Here is a 19,943-nt window from a genome sequence, read left to right as displayed (position 1 = left end):
GCATGGCTCCCAATCCGCGAGCCGGGAAGTCGGGATGCTTCCAAACCACGGCGAGGCAACCACCGGTCTAATCATCTCACCGCGCACAGACTCAAGCACGACTCGTGCACCGATGTTCTCCGCCTGCGCAATGCGTCGGAAATCAGGCAGGGGCCGTATGAGCGTTCATGCTCATACGGCCCCTGCCTCACGCGGAGAACCGCCGCTTTCGGCGCATCGGCCCGCCGGCTCAGCTCACCGGCTCAGCTGCCGAACCACCGCCCGTCACTGCCCGCCGGTGGTCTGGCCGCCCTCGGTCTGATTGCCGCCGGTGGTCGTGTCGTTCTGCGTCTGCGTGTACTGGCCGCTGGTATCGCCCGTTCCGCCGGTTCCGCTGGTCGTCCCGTCTGTCGTGCTGGTACTCGACCTTGACGATTTCGAGGTCGAATTCGAGGTCGCCGCGTACTTGCTTGACGGCGTGCCGTAATCGACGTTGGGCGCATTGATCGCGGTGAGATACGTGTCCATGAAGTTCTTCCACGTCGGGGTCGCGATATAGGAACCGAACCATGTGCGGTGGTATACGCCGTTAATGGTCTTGTTGTCGAAGTCGCTGTTGCCGTCGGCGTTGCCCACGGCGACGAACGCGGCGATCTGCGGCACGAATCCGCCTGTCAGCATGTACGTGTTCTCGTTGGTACCGGTCTTGGCGAACGTCTTGCGGTTGTTGGCGAGCTGGGCGGTCCTCGCCTGGCCGTTGGGGCGCACGACACCCTGGTTCATCGCGTAGGCGACGGTTTCGGCGATATCCGGGTCGACGGCCTGATGGCAGTTCGCCTTGGGCACGTCAAGCTCGGCACCGGTGGCGTCGGTGACCTTCTTGATGGCGATGGGCGTGCATTCGACTCCCTTCGCGGCGATGGTCGCGTACACGTTCGCCATGGTCAGCGGCGCGGCGGACACCGTACCACCGATGATCAGCGGGGCCTGATAGGCGCCGCCGTTCGCGGTGTCGTCCTTCAGATGCATGTTCATCTTCTGCTTGGACGCCTGATGGAAGCCTATGTCCTCGGCGGCCTGCGCGATGGGTTCGAGGCCGATGACCTTCGCCATGGCGGCCTGCGTGGTGTTGTGCGAGTTGACCAGACCGTCGAGCGGGGATTCCGCGTATCCGGGCGTGCCGCCGGAGTTCTTCACGTCCCAGGTATTGACGCCGCGGAAGCCGGGAATGTCACGGTATAGGTTCACGACGCCCGGAGCCGGCAGCACCTCGTTGATCGAGTGCCCCTTGCGCATCCAGGCCACCAGGTTGATCGGCTTCCATGTGGAGCCGACCGGGAAGCCGCTACCGCCGCCGTCTATCTGGTCCACGGCGAAGTTCATGGCGGTTCTGGCCGGATCGTTGTTCGCTTCCGGCGACGTGTCGTATATCTTGTTGATGCCGAAGCCAAGCACCTCGCCGGTGCCGGGCTTGATGGCCGCCATCATCACTTCCATCTTGCTCGCGTCGTCCGCCGGGATGGCCGCACGCGCGGCCTTCATCGCCGCAGAGTTCGCATTGACGTCCATCGTCGTGTAGATGTCGAGGCCGCCCTCATACAGCAGCTTCTTGCGCTCTTCGATGGTCTTGCCGAACTCCTTCGAGTTGAGGATCTTCTTGGTGACGTAGTCGCAGAAGAACGCCGCGTCGCCGGACGCGCTGCACCCCGCCTGCGCATCCTGCAGTTTCAGCGTGTCCTTCAGCGGCTTCGCCTTGGCCTCGTCACGCTGCTTTTGGCTGATGTACTCTTCCTGATACATCAGGTCAAGCACGATGTTGCGCTCCCTCTGGGAGGCCTTCTGGTTGCTCTCCACCGAAGGGTCGAAGGCCGCCGGGTTCTTCGTGATTGCGGCGATGGTGGCCGCCTGCACGATGTCAAGCTTGTCAGCCGTGGTGCTGAAGTATCGTCGCGCGGCCATTTCCACGCCGTAAATGCCACGGCCGAACTGCGCGATGTTGAGATAGCCCTGCAGAATCTCCAGTTTCGAATACGTCTTCTCCATCTGCACGGCGATGAGCATTTCGCGCAGCTTACGCGCCACGGTCTCCTCGGATGCATGGTATTCGGCGATCGGATCGTTGTCCTCCTGCGCCTGCAGCAGCAGCACGTTCTTGACGTACTGCTGGGTCAGCGAGGAACCGCCCTGAGTGGCGCCCTTCTTCACGTAGGTCGCCACGAACGCACGCATCACGCCCTGGATATCCACGCCGGCATGCCGGAAGAAACGACGGTCCTCACGCGAGACCACCGCCTGGCGCATCGGCTTGGAAATCTTCTTCAATGGCACGACGATACGGTTCTGCGCATAGAACGTACCGATCTGCGTCGTACCGTCCGACGCATACAGACGCGACTGCTGCGGCAGGTCGGTCACGTTGAAATCGATGCCCTCCACCTGCAGCGACGGCACGATGGCACGCACCACGTTGTTCGATGCGAACACGGCGGGAAGGAAGAACGCGCTGGTGACGACGCCTCCGGCGAGACAGAGCAGCACATACGCGAGGAACAGCGACAACACACATTTTGCGGTCAGGGATTTCTTCTTGGGCATGGTTGCCATTCTAGAGGGGCGTCTCTACCGGGCACGTCATCCGAACGACTGATTCCCAATCCCTCACAGGGTACTCACAAACCGGTCAGAAGACTGTAAAACGACCGGAAACAAGCCGAATCATCCCCCAACGGCCGCTGGAACGCCGGGCGTTCACCGCGCTCGGCGCAGCCGTCACCGTTGCGAGCGCCGAATCAGCATGCCCGGCTGGTAGATGATGATCGACCGGCCCTCGCGCGCGATCCACCGACGGTTCGCGAAATCCATCAGCGCCTTGTTCACCGTCTCGCGCGAAGAACCGACCAACTGGGCGAGCTCCTCCTGCGTCAGGTCATGCGGCACCTTCAGCCCGGCTTCCACCGGCTCGCCGAACCGCGCGCCGAGGTTGAGCAGTGTCTTCGCCAGGCGGGCGGGCACATCCATGAACACAAGGTCGGATATGCGCTCGTTGTTGCCGCGCATGCGATTCGCCAGCACCTGCAGCATGTCGATGGCGACGCGCGGGTGCTCGTTGAGCCACGCGAACAACGCGTCATGCTCCAGCCATGCCACGTGCGTGCCGTGGGTCATCGCCACGGCCGTGGCGGTACGGGGGCCGCCGGACGGGTCGAATACGGGAATCTCGCCGAGCAGTTCGCCGTGCGCGTGGATCGACAGCAGCTGCACGCGCCTGTCCTTGGATTCGCGGATCAGCTTGACGCGGCCGCGCTCCAGCAGATACATGCGGTGGTCCCTGTCGCCCTCGCGGAAGATATAGTCGCCCTTGTCGAATACGGCCTCGTGCAGGTAGGGAATCAGCTCATTGGCCTGCTCCGGCGACACCTGTTTGAACAACGGCGTATGCAACAGCTCGTTGTCCTCTTCGGGGAACGAATTCGGCCCGATTGCCCTCATGACGCCTCCTGGTCACGTTTCCGACATGCCGGCACCTCGACACGGAGCCCCTGCGATATCGCGACGACGGCGCACCATCCGCCACCGCATCCGCATCGGCGTCCTCGCGACGGAATCCAACCCGTCGCGTCTCTGTCTTCGGTCGGTTCTGTCATATTGTAGCCTAGTTTGCACCGGGACCGTCCGGTTGCGTCAGACAGTCCGCCAGACGCGCAATCAGCCCGTCGCGGCTCAGACCGGTCTGGGCCCGCATCGGGTCCACTCGCTTCACGGCCGATTTCACGGCCTTGTCGGACATCTTCTCTCCGGAGATGTTCAGCACGCGGGTCATCTTCACGGCATCGATATCGTAGGCGAGCGTCACGTGGTGGAGTATCGAACCGGGGCCGGAGCCGATGGGCGGGAACCTGCGCTGGGCCGCGCCGCCGATCTTGCCATGGCTGGAGGCGATGTCGTTGAGACCGGAGAAGCCGACGTCGAGGCCGAGGCCACGCAGCGCGGCGATCAGCCACATGTCGCACAGACGGTACGATTCCTCGATGTCCAGGTCCGCGGCGAACCAGCGCGGCGCGTACAGCGAGTACGTGATCGTGTTGCCGGGCTCGATGAACATCGCGCCGCCGCCCGTGCAGCGCCGTACGACCGTGAAACCCTCCTTCGCGGCGACATCTTCGTGCACTTCGTCCGGAATCGACTGGAACCGGCCGACCACCACGGCCGGGGACGCCCACTGCCAGAACCGGATAGTGGCAGGGCGCTCCCCCGCGGCCACCTCACGGGACCATTGCACGTCGACATCCATCTGTTCCTGCGGCCTGCGGGGCTTGTCCACGACGATTTTCGGCGCGAGCCGATGCCAGCGGTCGTGCCACTCGCCGGGGAATGTCGGCGGTGTGAGACCGCGGGACGCTTGAGGCGCCGAGGCCGCCGGCGTAATTGTGACAGACGAGGTCGGAACAGCCGATGCGGCGGACGGCGTTGCACGCCTGCGCGCGTCATGCGCCGTCACGGAGGCGGGCGAAGCGAGGCGCGAGGATGCCGGTCGCGCGGCGTCCCGGCCGCAAGCCGACAGCGCGCGGCGCAACGCGGTCAGTATCGTTTCCGCATTCGCGCCGGTAACGGATACATGCTCATCGCGTGCGATGCGTTCAAGATAGGAGACGGTATCCGGATCATCGGGCGGCGTATCGCACTGTGTTATATCACGCTGCACTATATCGAGAAGCGCCGCATTCAGACGGCGCAGATACCTGTCGACCGCGGCATCGTCACCTTCAACGAAAAAATCACCGTCCACGCGACAGCCGACGACGTGGCCGTTATCCGGCGCGCACGCCACTGTCACCCCGACCAGCTTGCCGCCCGGGCGCTTGCATTCCCCACGACTTTCGATATTCACCCGATACACGTTACACGCCGAATCTGTCCGCGTGGTCGTCTCAAACCCCGATACACGAAGTCTCGCTTTGCTCGACAGCCCGCCAGCGGTGGCCTATATCTCGGTCCCGCTGGCGGGCTGTCGAGCAAAGCGAGACTGGGGTGGTTCACGCCACCGCCGCGTTACAAGCGAGCGAGAATATCCTCGCCGACCTGATCGGTGGAGCGAACGGTGGAGCCCAGCTCCTCGATATCAGCCTCGACCGCCGTGTCGATGCGGGCCGCGGCATCGTCGAAGCCAAGATGGCGCAGCAGCATCGCGGCCGACAGGATGGCCGCGGTCGGATTCGCCTTGCCCTGACCGGCGATGTCGGGCGCGGAACCGTGAATCGGCTCGAACATCGACGGATACTCGTTGCTCGCGTTGATGCAGCCGGACGCGGAATAGCCGACGCCGCCGACAACGGCACCTGCCTCGTCGGTGAGGATGTCACCGAAGAGGTTGTCGGTCAGGATCACGTCGAAGCGCGACGGATCGGACACGAGGAAAATCGTGGCCGCATCGATGTGCTGGTAGTCGTGCGTGACCTCCGGGTACTCTTCGCCGACACGGTCGACGATGCGCTGCCACATGTCGCCGGCGTTGACGAGCACGTTCTTCTTGTGCACCAGCGTGATGTGCCTGCGACGCTTCATCGCCAGCTCATAGGCGTACCGCACCACGCGCTCCACGCCGTACGCGGTGTTGATAGAGACCTCGGTGGCGACCTCGGCAGGAGTGTCGCGACGAACCGCTCCGCCGGCACCGCAGTACAGTCCCTCGGTACCCTCACGCACCACGACGAAATCGATGTCGCCGGGGTTTGCGAGCGGCGAGGTGACGCCCTTGTACAGCTTGGACGGACGCAGGTTCACGTACTGGTCGAGCGCGAAACGCAGCTTCAGCAGCAGACCACGCTCCAGGATGCCGGCCTTGATGCGCGGGTCACCGACAGCACCGAGCAGGATCGCATCGGTCTTCTTGATGCGCTCCAGCTCCTCGTCCGGCAGGATCGCGCCATCACACAGATAACGCTCCGCACCCAGGTCGAAATTCTCGTATTCGAAATCAGCCACTCCCTCAGCGGCCTTTTCCAGCGCCTTCTGAGCCCAGGGGGTGACTTCCTTGCCAATGCCATCGCCGGGGATAACGGCGATTGTATACTTCTTTGCCATAGCCAACAGGGTATGTGGCCGTGCTCGAAAACAATGCGCCCAGTCCGTCTAGTGGACAGACGGTGGAGGCGACGTGATCTTCGCGCATGGTCTGTGCGGCATGGTCTGTGCCACAGAATGCCGAAAAACGCTATTTTGACCGTGGTGTGGTACACGCCCGATATGGCCGATTCCGGGCTTCACAGCGAAATCGGCCATTTTGCAAGGATCTTTGATATTCTTCTTGTACCCCAACAGCGCATGTAACCGATTAAAACCGATTCTGTGGCAAGGTCCTGTACCACACCACGCGAAAAAACGGTGTTTTTGACGTGGTATGGCACAGGAACCACCATTCATTCCACTATCCGGCACAGCAAAGTCCGAATGCCGGAACAACCATATGATCCCCACCCGCGGGCCCCAAAATCACATCCCCTTGCAGGTGGGGGCGCGATATGGAAGCCCCGCAATCAGGGGCGGACGTCGGCCGCGGCTAGCGGGTCAGGCCCATGACGGAGAGGCACCAGGCGTTTTCGTAGCTGACTTCGCGCCACTGCTTGTAGCGGCCCGAGGTCCCGCCATGACCGGCCTCGACTTCGATCTTGATGATCGCATCGATGCCGGCGGCTTGCAGTCGGGACACCCACTTGAGCGGCTCGACGTACAGCACGCGCGTATCGTTCATCGACGTGGTGGCGAAGATACGCGGGAATGGCCGCAGCGATTGCCTCTGCAAAGACCGCGTGGACGCCGCGCCCGCACCGGCCTCGCCGTCCGCGCCCTCCGGCGCGTTTTCGTATGGCGAATACGATTTCATGTACCGGTAGACGTCCGCGTCGTGCAGCGGATCGCCCCACTCGTCCCACTCGGTGACGGTCAGCGGCAGCGACGGATCGAGGATCGACGTCAGCGCATCCACGAACGGCACATCCGCCTCGATGCCCGCATACAGTTGCGGCGCCATGTTCGCAATCGCACCCATCAGCAGACCGCCGGCGGAACCGCCGTACGCCACCGTCCGATGCGCATCGGCCAACCCCGCGTCCTGCAGCGCGGCGGTCACGTCGATGAAGTCCTCGAACGTGTGCCGCTTGTTCAGGCGCCGCCCCTGCTCATACCAGGCGCGTCCCATCTCGCCGCCGCCGCGCACATGCGGCACGGCGTACAGCACGCCGCGGTCGAGCAGGCTCAGGCGAGCGACTGAGAAGCCGGGGTCCGAACTGATCTCATAAGCACCGTACCCGGTGATGAACATCGCGCTGTCAGCGGCCGGCTCATGGCCGCGCCGCCACACCAGTGACACGGGTATGCGCTCGCCGTCACGAGCGGTGACCCACACCCGACGCTCCATGTACTCGCGCGGATCGAAGTCGCCCAGCACCCGCGCCCGCTTGAGCAGCTCGTCATGCCCGGTCGCCGGATCATACTCATGCAGTTCGCCCGGCCGCGTGTAGCTGGAGAACGTGTACCGCATGCGCGGCGCATCATACGAGGGGTTTCCGCCCGTTCCGATGGAGTACAGACGATGGGTGGCTCCCGGCAGCGTTCCGCCCGCGGCCTCGGCTGCACCGTCATCGGCCCGCCCGGGCACGTCCCAGTCGCCGTCCAGCGCCGGCGGCATCAGCTCGCGGAACGACCATGGACGCCCGGCGAGGAAGTCTTCGGCCGCCTGCGTCTTGGTCATCGCCGCCACGTGCGGCAACCCGTCCGTGCGGTATGCGAGCGTCACGAAATGCCGGTGGATGGCGATGCCCTCGATGGCCAGCCCGTGCGCCCCCTGCAATATCCGGGGGTTGGCGGGATTCGAGTAGGCCGTCCCGGCCGGCTTCGCGCCCGCGCCCGCCTCCATGTCGTCGCCGCGCGCGCACCCGTATGGCGAGCCGACCGCCACGCGCACGCCTTCTCCCAGCGTATACGGCGGCTGATGGGTTCGCATGTCGATCACGTCGATCTCGAAGTTCGGATCCTGAGCATTGTGGTACACCACGGCAACCGGAATATCGGCCCCGTCAGCCCCGGCACCTTCGAAGCATGCGAAGCTCACGTCATATTCCACGTCGTCCTTGCGCGCGATGAACACCGAGAACTCGCCTTCCGGCGTCGCGGTCGACAGCATCCACACTTCGGACGAAGTTTTGGACGCGGAGCAGATCACGATGCTGTGCTCGTCGAAACTCATGCCGACCCCGACCCAGAACCGCTCGTCGTCCTCGTGGAAGACGACTTCGTCCTGCTCGACCGGCGAGCCGACGCGGTGCCGGCGCACCTCGCACGGCCGCCAGGCATCATCAAGCGTCACGTAGAACACCCACCGCGCGTCCGGCGTGAAGCATGCCGCGCCGATGCCCTCAAGGCGCTCTGGCAGCTCATCGCCCGTGTCAAGATCACGAATGCGGAAGTCGTACCGCTCGTCACCTCGCGTATCGACGCCGTACAGCATCCATCGGCCGTCCTTGCTGACGGACAGGCCGCCCAGCGCGAAGAAATCATGCCCCTCGGCCTCGCGGTTCGCATCAAACACCACCTGCTCGCCCGGCAGCGAACCGGCTCCGACGGCGCTCCCGCCCTCATCGCCGGCTCCCCCGACTTCCGGAGGCGTCCAATCGTCCTCGCCGCGCACCGGCACCCGGCACTGCACGGCGTACTGGCTGCCTTCGCGGGTACGCGCGAAATACCAGTATCCGTCCATGCGCACCGGCACCGACATGTCGGTCTCCTGCACATGCGCCTTCAACTCGTCGAACAGCGTGCCGCGCAGCCCCGCCAGACCCGCCATGCGGGCGTCGCAGTACGCGTTCTGCGCGGCCACATAGTCGCGCACCTCGGGTGACTGCTTGTCTCGCATCCATTCATACGGGTCAATCACGGCGTCCCCGTGGAACACGCGCTTCACCGGTTCACGCCGGGCGATGGGAGGTCGGCAAGCGGCGACGCCGCCGTTCGTTTCGTCTGTCATGCTCGTGATTATACGGCCCGACTTGAGACAGCGGCGAACTTCGCTCTTCGGGAAGTCACTCCGCCAAGTCCGTTCGTCCGAGTTTCTGCTTGAGGTACGGCAGCATGGTCTTCATGATGTTCGAACCAGTGGTGCCGGTGAACACCGGCACGTCGGTGACGGGCATCGGCTGCGTCGAGGTCATGCCCATCATCGACGACAGACCCGTGGCCTCGCGGGGCGACAGCTGCCGTATGCCGATCGCCAGCACACGGCCGGGGTATCACCGAGCGATGGTCGCATACGTGGTCGGGTCCTTCTGCCCGTCATCGCCGATCAGGATGAACCGCATGTCGGGGAAGTCCGCCATGAGCTGTTCGGCGAACTCCAGCTTGTGCTGCGGACCGGACGGCACGAACGTCTTCGGGCGCGGGTCGAGGTCGCGCAACAGCAGCGGTCCTTCGGGGAAGCCGTGATACGAGATGAAATGCCGGATCGATCCTTCCACGTTCCAGGGGGACGTCGACAGGTAGAAGAACGGCGCGTCGGGGAACATGTCCTGCAGTTTGGTGAACAGCACGCTCATGCCCGGCACGGAGTTGCGCTTCTTGGGGTTCAGGAACAGCAGGTTGTATGCGGCCTTCCACAATATCGGCGCCTGCGTGACCATAACGGTGTCGTCCACGTCGGAGATGATGCCGACCTTCGCGCTGGAGGGGATGGTGAACAGGTTCGCCGAGACCTCCGGCCGCCCCTTCACGCGATAGGTGACGCGGTGAACGCCGGTCTCCAGCTGATGCTCGGCCACCAGATCGAGGTATCCGCTTTCGTCGGACACCGCGTATTCGCTGCCGAGATCTCGCACGGGATTGAATTCGTCATATCGCTCGGATTCGCCGATCTGCACGGTTTCCAGCGGTGTCCCGTCTATGCTGATACGCACCTGCACGCGGGACGCGGGAATCGCCAGCATGCCTTTGATGCCGCGCGTCAGTGTGCCGGCGTTGCTGTGCTTGGGCGCGTACACGGTGCGGCAGATCAGCCTAGAGTAGACCTCGGTGCCATAGCCGACGTACGGGTCCACGCGCGGGAACCAGTCGAGCTTGCGCGCGACGGCGGTGGACAGTCGCACCCACAATCCGAACGTGCCGGTGACGGCCCGACGCATGCGGCGCACCAGTACCGGCTGCACCTCGATGCGCTCGTGCCGCGACGCGGCGTCGAACGTGGTGACGACCGGGCGTGCGGGAATCGGCACGGTGAGCATGTCGTCCTGCGGGGAGCCGGTCTGCCCGGACGGGTCGTGAGCCGCGTTGTCCGGATCCGATCCGTCATGTATCGGGCCGTCATGCCGCAGCCCGTCATCCCGCCCGCCGAGAGGGCGCGCTCCGCCCCGGCGTGGTGTGTTGTCGTGTGCGATGCTCATGGGTTCCGCCATCCGTTATCACGTTAGCTGTATGTCAAATATATCCGTCGGATATGTCGTCGTCATGTACCTTCGTCACCGTCGGCCATCGCCGGCTTGCGTTGTCGGTCGCCGACGGCGGTGCCGGTCACTGGGCGATCTTCGCGTAGGATTCGGCGTCGAGCAGTTCCGGCTCGTCATCGTCCAGCTCGATCTTCAGCAGCCATCCTTCGCCGTACGGGTCGTTGTTGACGACGGAGGGGTCGTCCGCGGCGTCATGGTTGACATAGCGGATGGTACCGGCGACCGGGCAGACCAGCGGTTCGACGGCCTTGGCCGATTCGAGCTCAAGGACCTCGTCGCCGGCCTCCACGCGCGTGCCCTCGTCCGGCAGGTCGATGAAGACCAGCTCGCCAAGCTGCTGCTCGGCGTACGCGGTGATGCCGACGATGGCCGGGGACACCGAATCGTCCACCCACACGTGCTCTTCCGAATACTGCAGGTGATCGGGGATGTCAAGGTTCAACGGGTTGTCGATTGCGTTCTCGTCACTCATGCCCCCCAGTGTACCGCACAGCGCTTATCGATGGGGCTGACACTGAGCCGGACGGCGAGGCCCCGAAAACGCAGCCGGCCCCGCCGATCGGAAACAATGATCGGCGGGGCCGGCGTCAGCGGTATAGTCAGCGCAATCGCCTGAAAATCAGCGCACGGCGGAGGTCGGCGTGGTCCCCACGATCTGCACCATGGCACCGATCGGCAGGAAGTCATACACCCACTTGGCGTCCTCGACGCGCATGTTGGTGCATCCGTGCGACTTCGGAGTGCCGCTGGCGATGCCCGCGGTGTTCCACGGTGCGCCGTGGAAGCCTTCGCCCTGGTTGTAGTATGTGACCCATGGCACGTTCGGCGTGACGTAGCCTTCGCCACGCATGGTCTGCGACTGGTACTTGGTGTGCACGAAGAACGTGCCGTTGTCGGTCGGCGTGGATGGCTTGCCGGTGGAGACGATGAAAGTCTTCACCAGGGTCGAGCCCTTGTAGGCGTACACTTTCTGCTCGCTGAGATTGATGACCATGTGAGGGTCGCCGTTGGGCGACGTGTAGTCCACCTTGCGGCTTTCGGTCTTGTGGCCGGTCACCTTCACCGTGGCTGTGAGCTCCGCGCCCCTGCCGGCGTTCAGCGCGTCGAGCACCTGCGCGGCGGTCTCGTCGGTGCTTTGGACGGCCACGCCGTCGACGCCCTTCTGCGTCACGGTCAGCACGGTACCGTCGGTGTTGGTGATGTTCTTCTCGACGACCATGTCCTGGTCGAGTTTCTTGGCGAGGTTCTGCGACAGGTATGTCTTGATGGCGTCCTGATCGTATGCCAGCGTGATGGTGCCCTTCTGGATGTCGGGCTTGACCTGGATCCACTTGGCTATCTCATCGGCGGGAAGCGTGAACGTCTTGCCCTTGGAGTTGCCGATGACCAGCGACGACGTCAGTCGCTTGTTGGCGTCGTTCGCCGCGCTCGTGGCGGTTTCGACGGTGATGGGCATGGCGACGTCGGAGTACATGACGCTCAGTTTTTGTGCTTCGCCGGGCTGGGAGACCGCCTTCTTGACGGCCGCGATCACGTCCGACGGGTCGGCTTCCTTGCCCTCGTTGCCTTCCGTGACGATGAACTTCTTGGAGTTGGCGTCGTAGCTGATGTTCGAGGCGACCGCGCGATCCTGCTCCTTGACGAGCTGCTCGGTCAGGTAGGTGCTCAGCTTGTAGTTGTCGGTCGTGGCGGACAGCCGGACGTCCTGCTTGGCGAACGGGTTGATGCGGGTGAACATGTTGCCGGATTTCGCGTCCAGCAGATTGCGCACGGTCTGCTTGACGTTGACGGTCACGCCGAGTTTGTCGAGGCCCGCCTTGACGTTGTTGCCCTCGGAATCGGTGACGGTGATGGCCGAATCGGACACGGCCCGGTTGACGATGCCGGTGAGCTCGCTTTCGGTCTTGCCCATGACGCTGACGTTGCCGAATCGGACGCCCGGGGCGACGCGGTCCTGGAAATACCAGTTCGTGCCGAAGAATGCGGCCACCAGCAGCACCAGCAGTGCGCCGATGATGCTGAACGCGATGATCATGCCGCGCTTCGGGTTCTTCGTCTTGGCCGCGGACACGCCCTTGCCCAGCGCGGCGTCATCGGCCGGGTTCATGGCGACCGCGGCGAAGGCGACGGTCGCGACGTCGTCCGCGGCGGGACGCTGCGGGGCAAAGGATGAAGTCGCAGGTGTGGCGGGCTGCGGCTCAGGAGCGGCCTCATCGTCCAGCTCGGCCAACGGGTCGAAAGCCTGAGTCTCCTGCGACTCCTGCGTCTGTGCGGAGGCCGCATCCGCCTGCCGCTTCGCCTGAGTCTCCTGGACCAGACCCGCCAGACCGGAAGGCTCAGCGTCAAACGTCGACCCGTCATGAAGGACGGGCATGTTCAGAGGCGGGATGTCCATCTGATCATCCAGCGGGAAGACTGCCTGCGTGCGCTCGTCTTCCTGATTATCGTCTCCCGTGTATTCGTTAGCCATTCCTGTTCCTTTACTTCGACTCTCTGGCTTCACTATAACACCCGGCAGCCATACGAATCATTGTCGCGCGGCGCATGTCACAGTTCGCGGCCGTACCACTCCTCAATCATGTACCGGGCGATTGTGGATTTGCCGGGAGCTTCCATACGGCCCTCCGACAATTCGATGGTGTATTCGTCACGGGTCACCCAGCGCGCGGTCTCCGTCTCCTCGCCGTCCACCAGGATGTCGGTGCTCAGCGCCTGCGCCTTGAACGCCATCATCAGGGACGCGGGGAACGGCCACGGCTGGGAGCCGAGGTAGCGCACCTCGCCCAGGTCGATGCCGGTCTCCTCCTTGGCCTCGCGCCGTGCCGCGTGCTCAAGGTTCTCCCCCGCCTCGACGAATCCCGCCGACACGGAGTACAGCAGCGGATTGCGCCAGGCGCTGTTGTGCTGCAAGAGCAGCCGGTCCTGACTGTCCACGATCGCAGTGATGACAGCGGGCTCGATGCGGGGGAACAGAAGACGGTTCCCGTCACCCGCGTTCGTGCACCGCTGCGACCATCCACCCATCGCCGCCTTGACCGGAGCCCCGCAGGAGGGGCAGAACCGCTGCCCGGCGTACCATATGCTCAGGGTCACCGCGGTCGTGGCCTGTCCGGCCTCGCGGGCGTTGGCGTGCGCGGCGAACCCGCGCAGATCCACCCAGTCGAACCGTTCCACGGCCTGTTCCAGCATGTCCAGCCTGTCAGGCGCGACCGCACCGGGAGCATTGCCGTCGGCATCAAACGCCGCGTCGGCACCGAGCGACGGCGACGGAATCGCCGAGGCCGCGCCGGGAGCCGACATCCGAGTGATGTCGAGCGCCACCACATGCTCGTTGCGCAGCGCGCCATACGATCCCAGGAATATCGGCACCACTTCGGGGTGGACGGCCAGGGCGGAACCCGCGTACGCGCCCGGCAGCGTGCTCAGCCTCATGTTCGCGGAGGCATAGTTGACGGCATTGCCCTGACCGCGCGGCACGGCCAGCAGGCCGCCCCGCACCAGGATGACCTTGGTGACGGGGTCGGCGAACAGCGTGTCGAACAGGTCCGGATCTCCGCGCCGGGCGACCTGATAATCGATGTCGCCCTGCGCCAGCGGCAGGAACGGCAACGTCTGGGTCAATGCCAATGGTGAAAACATCACTTCACACTCCTCATGTATCCATCGTCAATCATCGTCGCGGCAGGTCACACCGCCGGCGCCACCGGCACCACCGCACCGCGGATGCCGTGTCCGGCCGACTGCGCCCGCGATCAGTCGCGCAGATGCACGCGTCGCACCAGATCGAGCAACGCGCTCGCCACCTGATCGGGATGCTCGACCGCGCTGAAATGCCCGCAATCCTCGATGACCGTGAAACTCGGCGACGTGCCGGTCATCGCATCGGCGAGCGCCCGCATCGCCGGCCTGGGGCTGAACGGGTCCTTGTCGCCGCACAGCACCGCCGCGGGAGCGGTGACGAGCGGCAGCTGATCGCTGAGGTCAGGCCTGCCGGCGGCCATGCGCTGACGCCAACCCACGCCCTGCGGCGTCTGCTCGCCAATCCAGCGGGCGAACAGCGCCCTGCCCTCATCGGACTGCTTGAAGCTTGAATCGGACGGCGTCGCATCGGCGAAATGCATGACCGGCTTCACGGTTTGCGTCGCCTCGCATTCGCTCGCGCACGCCAGCCGGTTCGCGCGGGCCTCGGGGCCATCGGCGCCCGCTTTCGTGTCGCACAGCGCGAGTCCCGCGACCATGTCCGGATGGCGGCGCTGGATGTCCAGCACCACGTATCCGCCCATCGACAGTCCGGCCCATACGGCCTTGTCGTAGCCGGCGGCACGCACCAGATCGACATAGGCGTCGGCCATCAGGTCGAGCGCGTCCGTGAGCGCCCCGTCGGCCGCCACCCGCCCGCTGTCGGCCGGCTCGGGAATCGGACCGGTCCCGGCGCCCGGCATGTCCGGCGCCCACACCGTCACCGACGGGTCGCCCGTCTCCCGCGCCTGCCGGGCAATCTGCTCCGCGCAGTCGTCCCACATGCGGTGGTCAACGGGGAATGCGTGCACCAGCACCAGCGGTGTCCCTTCCCCCGTCGCGTATACCGTATTGCTCAGCGTCATCATCGTTGCGCTCCTATATCGTCATCGTTTCATCGCCCGGTGTCGGCCACTGTCGTCGGCCGCCGTCCGCGCCCCATTCCCACCGATCATGCCGCCGTCCGGCCGGCCCGCGTCCTCTCGCGGACCGGCCGGACGGAGAGACGGCACGTCACAAATCCAGCCAGGCCAACGCCTGACGGACTATACGGCCATGTCCGTTCGTCATCTGCCGGATGAACGTCTCCATCATCTCACCGCGCGGATCGACCCACTCGACGTCCAGTGTCTCGTCCTGCGGCTTGCAGTCACCGGCGATCGGCACCACATAGCACAGCGTTATCGCATGCTGCCGCGGATCGTAATACTCGCTTAGTCCCGGCGTCGGGAAGAACTCGGCTACGGTGAACGGCTGCAGGCTCTGCGGCAGCATCGGCAGCGCTATGTCGCCCAGATCCTTGGCGACGTTGCGCGCGATGGCCTCGCGGATGCTCTCATGGAACAGCACGCGGCCGGTGATCAGCGTGCGCTCTATGGACCCGTCGTCCGAAACGTGCAGCAAGGAGCCGATCCGGGAGACCCTGCCCAGGTCGTCAGTGCGAATCGGGACGATCTCCACATAGGCGATCGGCAGCTGCCGACGGGCACGACTGATGTCGGCCGGACCGAGCCAGCCGGGCGGATTGCCGTGACCGGACCCGCGGATGAAATCCTCGGGCGTGATGTCATCGAATTCGCCGCGCCGGCGGCCGGCGTCGAAATCGCCCTCGTCAGGTACTTCGTCATTCAAAACTGGCATGGTCTTATTATCGCCCAACTCGCGTGACGACAACGTGTCGATTTCGACAAGGATTCCCGAATGCGATGTGAATCACGGAAAACGCGCGATGCGGGCGTCCGCATTCGTCCGTCGGCGTAGTTTGTTGAGTGGTGCTGGGATGCTGGGGGACGACAACGGATGGGAACATCACCATGACAACGAGGGAGGAAACGATCATGGCAACCGTTCAGCTCAATGCGCAGGACTTCGAGAAGACCATCACCGACAACAACCTGGTGTTCGTGGATTTCTGGGCCACATGGTGCGGCCCGTGCCGCGCGTTCGGCCCCACGTTCGAGGCCGCGAGTGAGGAGAACCCCGACATCGTCTTCGGCAAGGTCGACATCGACGCGAACCAGGATCTGGCCAGCGCGGCCGGCATCCAGGCAGTGCCCACGCTGATGATCGCGAAGCAGGGCCAGATCATCTTCAAGCAGGCCGGCGCGCTGCGCGCCGAAGACCTTGACGACCTGATCGCGCAGGCGAAGGCGCTGGACGTTTCCGCCGCCGCGCAGGATTCGGCCGCTTCCGCCGAATAACCGACGATTCCCGGCGGATTCCGCGTTCGTGCGCCGGCGGCCAGGCGAAGGTGCCACGGGCGCGGGCGGAACGCGGAATCCGCCGGCTCCAAGATTTCACAAGATCGTCATAGTGGTCTAAACTTGGATTTGGTGTGTATTCCGGTGCGGCGCCCACCAGCGTCGACGCATCACCCGCCCGTCGTGATTGACGGCCGGATTCGCCGAGGATTGTCCGTCAATCAAGGAGCATAATGGCCAGCCATCGCAAAACCAATGCACCAACGCTGCTGTCGCTGAGCAAACGCCAGTGGATCCGCATCGTAGCGATCGCCGCGGCGATCGTCATGGTGGTTGCGGCCGGCATCGTCTCCCGAAACTTCTACATCGGCCGTGGCCGCGGAACCACGGTCAACGAATACTCGGCCACCGACCTCGCCGGAAGCAGCGTCTCGCGAAGCAACAACCGCGCGGATCTGCGTGGCGCCGACGCCAACACCAGCTATGTGACGGTGAAGATCAACGGCAAGTCCCGCTTCGTGCTGGGCGACAATTTCACCGACGTCAAATCCGTACTGGACGCGGGCAACATCACGTTGGAGCCGGAAGACAGCGTCACGCCGGCCCTGACCACGAAGGTGGACGAGTCCACGGTCATCTCCATCTCGCGTGCCGACACGCAGGCCGAGACCTCGGAGACCGCCATCGCGTTCAACACGGTCAAGAAGGAGACCACCAGCCTGCCGCAGGGTCAGCAGAAGGTGCAGACCGAAGGTCAGGAAGGCGTGCTGCAGACCACCAGCATGGTCACTCGCTCCGCGGGCAAGGTCATCTCGTCCACCGTCTTCGCCAAGTACGTCAAGAAAGCCCCTGTCGACAAGGTGATCTTGGTCGGCACCGGTTCCGCCGAAGAGGCGGCCGCGAACACGCTCGGTGACACCGTCCCCTCCGGCGAGAAGCAGAAGTGGGCGCATGACTGGCTGCTGGCGAACGGTTACACCGAGGCCGACTTCACCGCCGCCAACTTCATCATCAATCATGAGTCCGGCTGGCAGACGAACGCCACGAACCCGAGCTCAGGCGCATACGGCCTGCCGCAGGCGCTCCCCGGCAACAAGATGGCATCCGCGGGTGCGGATTGGCGCACCAACTACCAGACGCAGTTCAAGTGGTTCGTGAACTACTGCAACCAGCGCTACGGCTCCATCACCGGCGCCTACGCCTACTGGAAGGCCAACAGCAACTACTGACGGCGGCGCGCTATCGTTTCTTCAACCGGCTCCTGCGGGGCCGGTTTTTGTTGTCGCAAGACTCACCTATAAAGCCGATCGCAATGCGAGAAGGCCTGACAACTACGAATTGGCCGCAATTGCGTCGTTATGTGCGCGCCGAAACGACGAGTACGCGCACATAACGACGCAAAATAACCTGCCGTTCACGGCAGAGCCGACAAGAGTGGGCAGTCTATATGAACCACCCCCAGTCGCTTCGCGACAGCCCCCGCCAGCGGGGGCATTACTCTCGCCCCCGCCATCGGGGGGGGCTGTCGCGAAGCGACTGGGGGTGGTCAAACAGGATGGCCGACTGCCAATCACCATCTATCAGTCGTCGCTACCTTGCGGGTGGGTCGGCTGGGTCTCGTGACCCCGCGAATCACCGATCTGCGAATTCGTGCCGCCGTTCAGGTCGTTGCTATTGTCGTTCTGGTCGTCCTGTTGTTGCTGTTGTTGCTGTTGCTGGCGCTGCTGCTCCTGCTGGCGCTGCTGCTCCAGATACTTCTGCTGGGCGGTGTACTCGTTCATCGACACGGTCACCGCGTCTCCGGCGTCCTTCACATCGGTGATAGACTGCTGCATCTCGTTCAGATCGGCGTCATCCTGCTGCAGCAACGCGTTCGCCTGATCGATGGCGGACTGCAGCGTGGTCCTGGTCGAGTCGTCCAGCACAACGCCCTTGCTGTCATCGTAAATCTTCTGCGCGCCGGTGACGGCCGTCTGCAGTTCATGCTTGATAAACTCGACCTTCTCCGCCTTTCCGTCGTTCACAGCCTTGGTGGCCTTGGCGACGTTCGTCTTCGCCTTGGTGCTGGCGCGCGCGATCTGCTTGTTCTTGCTGGCATTGGCGTTCAGCGTCTCGGTGCCCAACGCCACGTCGCACGAGACCGGCTCGCTGGCCGAGGACGCCTTTGTGACCGCGCTGTTCAGCGTCTCCAGGACGGTCGGATCGGACACATCGCCTTGCGGAATCTGCTGCGCAGGCTTGGCTTCGCTGAGCGCGGACTGCAATTCGGAAAACGCCTTGTCGGCCTTGGTCTTCGAGGTCTTGCACAGGCTCGCCGCCTGATCGAGCTCGTTCTGGTTCTGCACGTGGCGCCACCACAGGAATCCGCCCGTAGCGGCGAGCGCCACGACAACGACCGCGACGACGGCGATGATGATAGCGCGGCGGTGGCCATGTTGCTTTCGAGAACTGCCGTCCGCCTTGCCGCCCGGCTCTCCGCTCCCATGAGGAGGCACCGCCGCGCCCGCCTCAGGCGGCAGTGGCACGGTCTGCGGCGTCACTCCGGCTGTAGGTGGCACGCTCTGCGTGGGCGTAGGGAAAGCACTCAACGGCTGTATCACCATAGTGACGTCGTTGTTGCCTTGCGGCTCTTCCTCCTCCGGCACGGTGGGGATATCGGACACGTCCTCCAGCCCCAGCGGATCGGAGGCAGAGACATGCACCGGCCGCACGGTGTCCTCCGGTTCAGGCAGGGGAACGTGGGGACTGGAAGCACCATACGATGGGCCCCTCCCCGATGAAGCGTCCTTGACGCCGCCCGTCGAGGGGAACATCACGTCGGGGATGTCCCACGCGGGATTGTCGAGGAACTGCATGCCCTCATCATCTGCGGCCTGCTGTCCGGCAGCGCCGGCGGCATCAGCAGCCACGGCATCGTCAGCAACGTCAGTGCCGGGAACATCGCCACTGGCACCGGCGGCAGAACCGATCACGGCATCGCCCAGCGCTACGGCCTTATATTCGGCCGCATGCCGCTCGGCGCCCGGTTCAATGCCCTGCACAGCGTCACGCTCCCCTGTTTCGGGCAGTCCCGCGCCGTCGCCGGCATCGTCCCATTGCATATCACGCTCATGCGCTTCATGCTCGTTCATCATCCGCCCCCGATTCATGTCCGCTTTCCGGGATTCGCCCGGCCTTCTGTTCCCTATTATGGCCGTTTCACCGGCATATTCAACGTTCACGCCATTATATACGGTACCGTCCTGACCATGTCATGCGCCGATACGCCCAGGTAGCATGTCATCGCTTCCACAGGCCATGAGCATCGTCACCGCGTCACCATCACAACCGCGTTGTCGCCATGGAAGGGCCACAAAACGCACGGTCGCTGGCGAGAGCCGCGCAACCTGCATAAACTGTCCAATCATTGCGTAAGTTTATGATGGTGGAGGAGATTCGCGGGGGATGGTATTCAGTCTTCCCGCGAGTTGGAACAAACGTGTTCCGCCGCGGGCGCAGGCTTGCGTGGCGAGGGCCTAGATGGAAGAGCAGATGACTG

At 64.1% G+C, this 19,943-nt stretch carries 13 protein-coding genes and 1 pseudogene; 2 read left to right on the top strand and 12 right to left on the bottom strand.

Annotation, left to right across the window (positions count from 1 at the left end):
* Positions 1-264 precede the first annotated feature (264 nt).
* The 11 genes and pseudogenes from BBBF_RS02010 to BBBF_RS01960 form a co-directional block, all read right to left on the bottom strand.
* A complete protein-coding gene (locus BBBF_RS02010) occupies positions 265-2,574 on the bottom strand; it encodes a transglycosylase domain-containing protein (protein WP_051265181.1) in 2,310 nt (769 codons plus the stop codon).
* A 174-nt stretch (positions 2,575-2,748) separates the two neighbouring features.
* On the bottom strand, positions 2,749-3,468 hold the full coding sequence (locus tag BBBF_RS02005; protein ID WP_003811992.1) for a Crp/Fnr family transcriptional regulator: 720 nt from the start codon (positions 3,466-3,468) through the stop codon (positions 2,749-2,751).
* A 163-nt stretch (positions 3,469-3,631) separates the two neighbouring features.
* Complete coding sequence (locus BBBF_RS02000; RefSeq protein WP_013363150.1) at positions 3,632-4,876, bottom strand: lipoate--protein ligase family protein; 1,245 nt, start codon at positions 4,874-4,876, stop codon at positions 3,632-3,634.
* A 152-nt stretch (positions 4,877-5,028) separates the two neighbouring features.
* Positions 5,029-6,060, bottom strand: coding sequence for a 3-isopropylmalate dehydrogenase (locus BBBF_RS01995; protein ID WP_014759901.1), 1,032 nt, complete (start codon positions 6,058-6,060; stop codon positions 5,029-5,031).
* 475 nt (positions 6,061-6,535) lie between these two features.
* Positions 6,536-8,998 carry a S9 family peptidase gene (locus BBBF_RS01990; RefSeq protein ID WP_021647648.1) on the bottom strand — a complete coding sequence of 821 codons (2,463 nt, stop codon included), beginning with the start codon at positions 8,996-8,998 and terminating at the stop codon, positions 6,536-6,538.
* A gap of 55 nt (positions 8,999-9,053) precedes the next feature.
* Positions 9,054-10,403 (bottom strand): annotated as a pseudogene (locus BBBF_RS01985) (App1 family protein).
* 127 nt (positions 10,404-10,530) lie between these two features.
* Positions 10,531-10,938 carry a glycine cleavage system protein GcvH gene (gene gcvH / locus BBBF_RS01980; RefSeq protein WP_003811987.1) on the bottom strand — a complete coding sequence of 136 codons (408 nt, stop codon included), beginning with the start codon at positions 10,936-10,938 and terminating at the stop codon, positions 10,531-10,533.
* Positions 10,939-11,085: 147 nt separating this feature from the next.
* Positions 11,086-12,936, bottom strand: coding sequence for a L,D-transpeptidase (locus tag BBBF_RS01975; protein WP_021647644.1), 1,851 nt, complete (start codon positions 12,934-12,936; stop codon positions 11,086-11,088).
* A 77-nt stretch (positions 12,937-13,013) separates the two neighbouring features.
* The gene (gene nudC, locus BBBF_RS01970; protein WP_021647643.1) at positions 13,014-14,105 is read right to left on the bottom strand and encodes an NAD(+) diphosphatase; all 1,092 of its coding nucleotides are present in this window, start codon (positions 14,103-14,105) and stop codon (positions 13,014-13,016) included.
* 113 nt (positions 14,106-14,218) lie between these two features.
* Positions 14,219-15,073, bottom strand: a complete 855-nt coding sequence (locus BBBF_RS01965; protein WP_021647642.1) for an alpha/beta fold hydrolase — start codon at positions 15,071-15,073, stop codon at positions 14,219-14,221.
* A gap of 145 nt (positions 15,074-15,218) precedes the next feature.
* Positions 15,219-15,845 (bottom strand): NUDIX hydrolase family protein, encoded by a 627-nt coding sequence (locus tag BBBF_RS01960; RefSeq protein ID WP_013363143.1) that lies wholly within the window; start codon positions 15,843-15,845, stop codon positions 15,219-15,221.
* Between the two features lie 197 nt (positions 15,846-16,042).
* On the opposite strand from BBBF_RS01960, the gene trxA reads away from it, so the two are divergent.
* On the top strand, positions 16,043-16,405 hold the full coding sequence (gene trxA / locus BBBF_RS01955; protein WP_003821172.1) for a thioredoxin: 363 nt from the start codon (positions 16,043-16,045) through the stop codon (positions 16,403-16,405).
* Between the two features lie 233 nt (positions 16,406-16,638).
* On the top strand, positions 16,639-17,634 hold the full coding sequence (locus BBBF_RS01950; protein ID WP_003821174.1) for an aggregation-promoting factor C-terminal-like domain-containing protein: 996 nt from the start codon (positions 16,639-16,641) through the stop codon (positions 17,632-17,634).
* Positions 17,635-17,985: 351 nt separating this feature from the next.
* Here BBBF_RS01950 and BBBF_RS01945 read toward each other — a convergent pair whose 3' ends face one another.
* Entirely contained in the window at positions 17,986-19,539 is a 1,554-nt protein-coding gene (locus BBBF_RS01945; protein ID WP_021647639.1) for a hypothetical protein, read from the bottom strand.
* Positions 19,540-19,943: the final 404 nt, after the last annotated feature.

This window comes from Bifidobacterium bifidum ATCC 29521 = JCM 1255 = DSM 20456, assembly GCF_001025135.1.
GTDB classification, from domain to species: Bacteria; Actinomycetota; Actinomycetes; order Actinomycetales; family Bifidobacteriaceae; genus Bifidobacterium; species Bifidobacterium bifidum.
The sequence above is the reverse complement of the archived record's forward strand: the minus strand, read 5'-3'. Positions and strand labels throughout refer to the sequence as shown.

What these genes read in the sequence shown, in the direction of transcription:
- BBBF_RS02010 (WP_051265181.1), bottom strand. Translation starts at nt 2,574, where the DNA reads ATGCCCAAGAAGAAATCCCTGACCGCAAAATGTGTGTTGTCGCTGTTC.
- BBBF_RS01995 (WP_014759901.1), bottom strand. Translation starts at nt 6,060, where the DNA reads ATGGCAAAGAAGTATACAATCGCCGTTATCCCCGGCGATGGCATTGGC.
- BBBF_RS01975 (WP_021647644.1), bottom strand. Translation starts at nt 12,936, where the DNA reads ATGGCTAACGAATACACGGGAGACGATAATCAGGAAGACGAGCGCACG.
- gcvH (WP_003811987.1), bottom strand. Translation starts at nt 10,938, where the DNA reads ATGAGTGACGAGAACGCAATCGACAACCCGTTGAACCTTGACATCCCC.
- nudC (WP_021647643.1), bottom strand. Translation starts at nt 14,105, where the DNA reads ATGTTTTCACCATTGGCATTGACCCAGACGTTGCCGTTCCTGCCGCTG.
- BBBF_RS01950 (WP_003821174.1), top strand. Translation starts at nt 16,639, where the DNA reads ATGGCCAGCCATCGCAAAACCAATGCACCAACGCTGCTGTCGCTGAGC.
- BBBF_RS02005 (WP_003811992.1), bottom strand. Translation starts at nt 3,468, where the DNA reads ATGAGGGCAATCGGGCCGAATTCGTTCCCCGAAGAGGACAACGAGCTG.
- BBBF_RS01960 (WP_013363143.1), bottom strand. Translation starts at nt 15,845, where the DNA reads ATGCCAGTTTTGAATGACGAAGTACCTGACGAGGGCGATTTCGACGCC.
- trxA (WP_003821172.1), top strand. Translation starts at nt 16,043, where the DNA reads ATGGCAACCGTTCAGCTCAATGCGCAGGACTTCGAGAAGACCATCACC.
- BBBF_RS01990 (WP_021647648.1), bottom strand. Translation starts at nt 8,998, where the DNA reads ATGACAGACGAAACGAACGGCGGCGTCGCCGCTTGCCGACCTCCCATC.
- BBBF_RS01965 (WP_021647642.1), bottom strand. Translation starts at nt 15,073, where the DNA reads ATGATGACGCTGAGCAATACGGTATACGCGACGGGGGAAGGGACACCG.
- BBBF_RS01945 (WP_021647639.1), bottom strand. Translation starts at nt 19,539, where the DNA reads ATGATGAACGAGCATGAAGCGCATGAGCGTGATATGCAATGGGACGAT.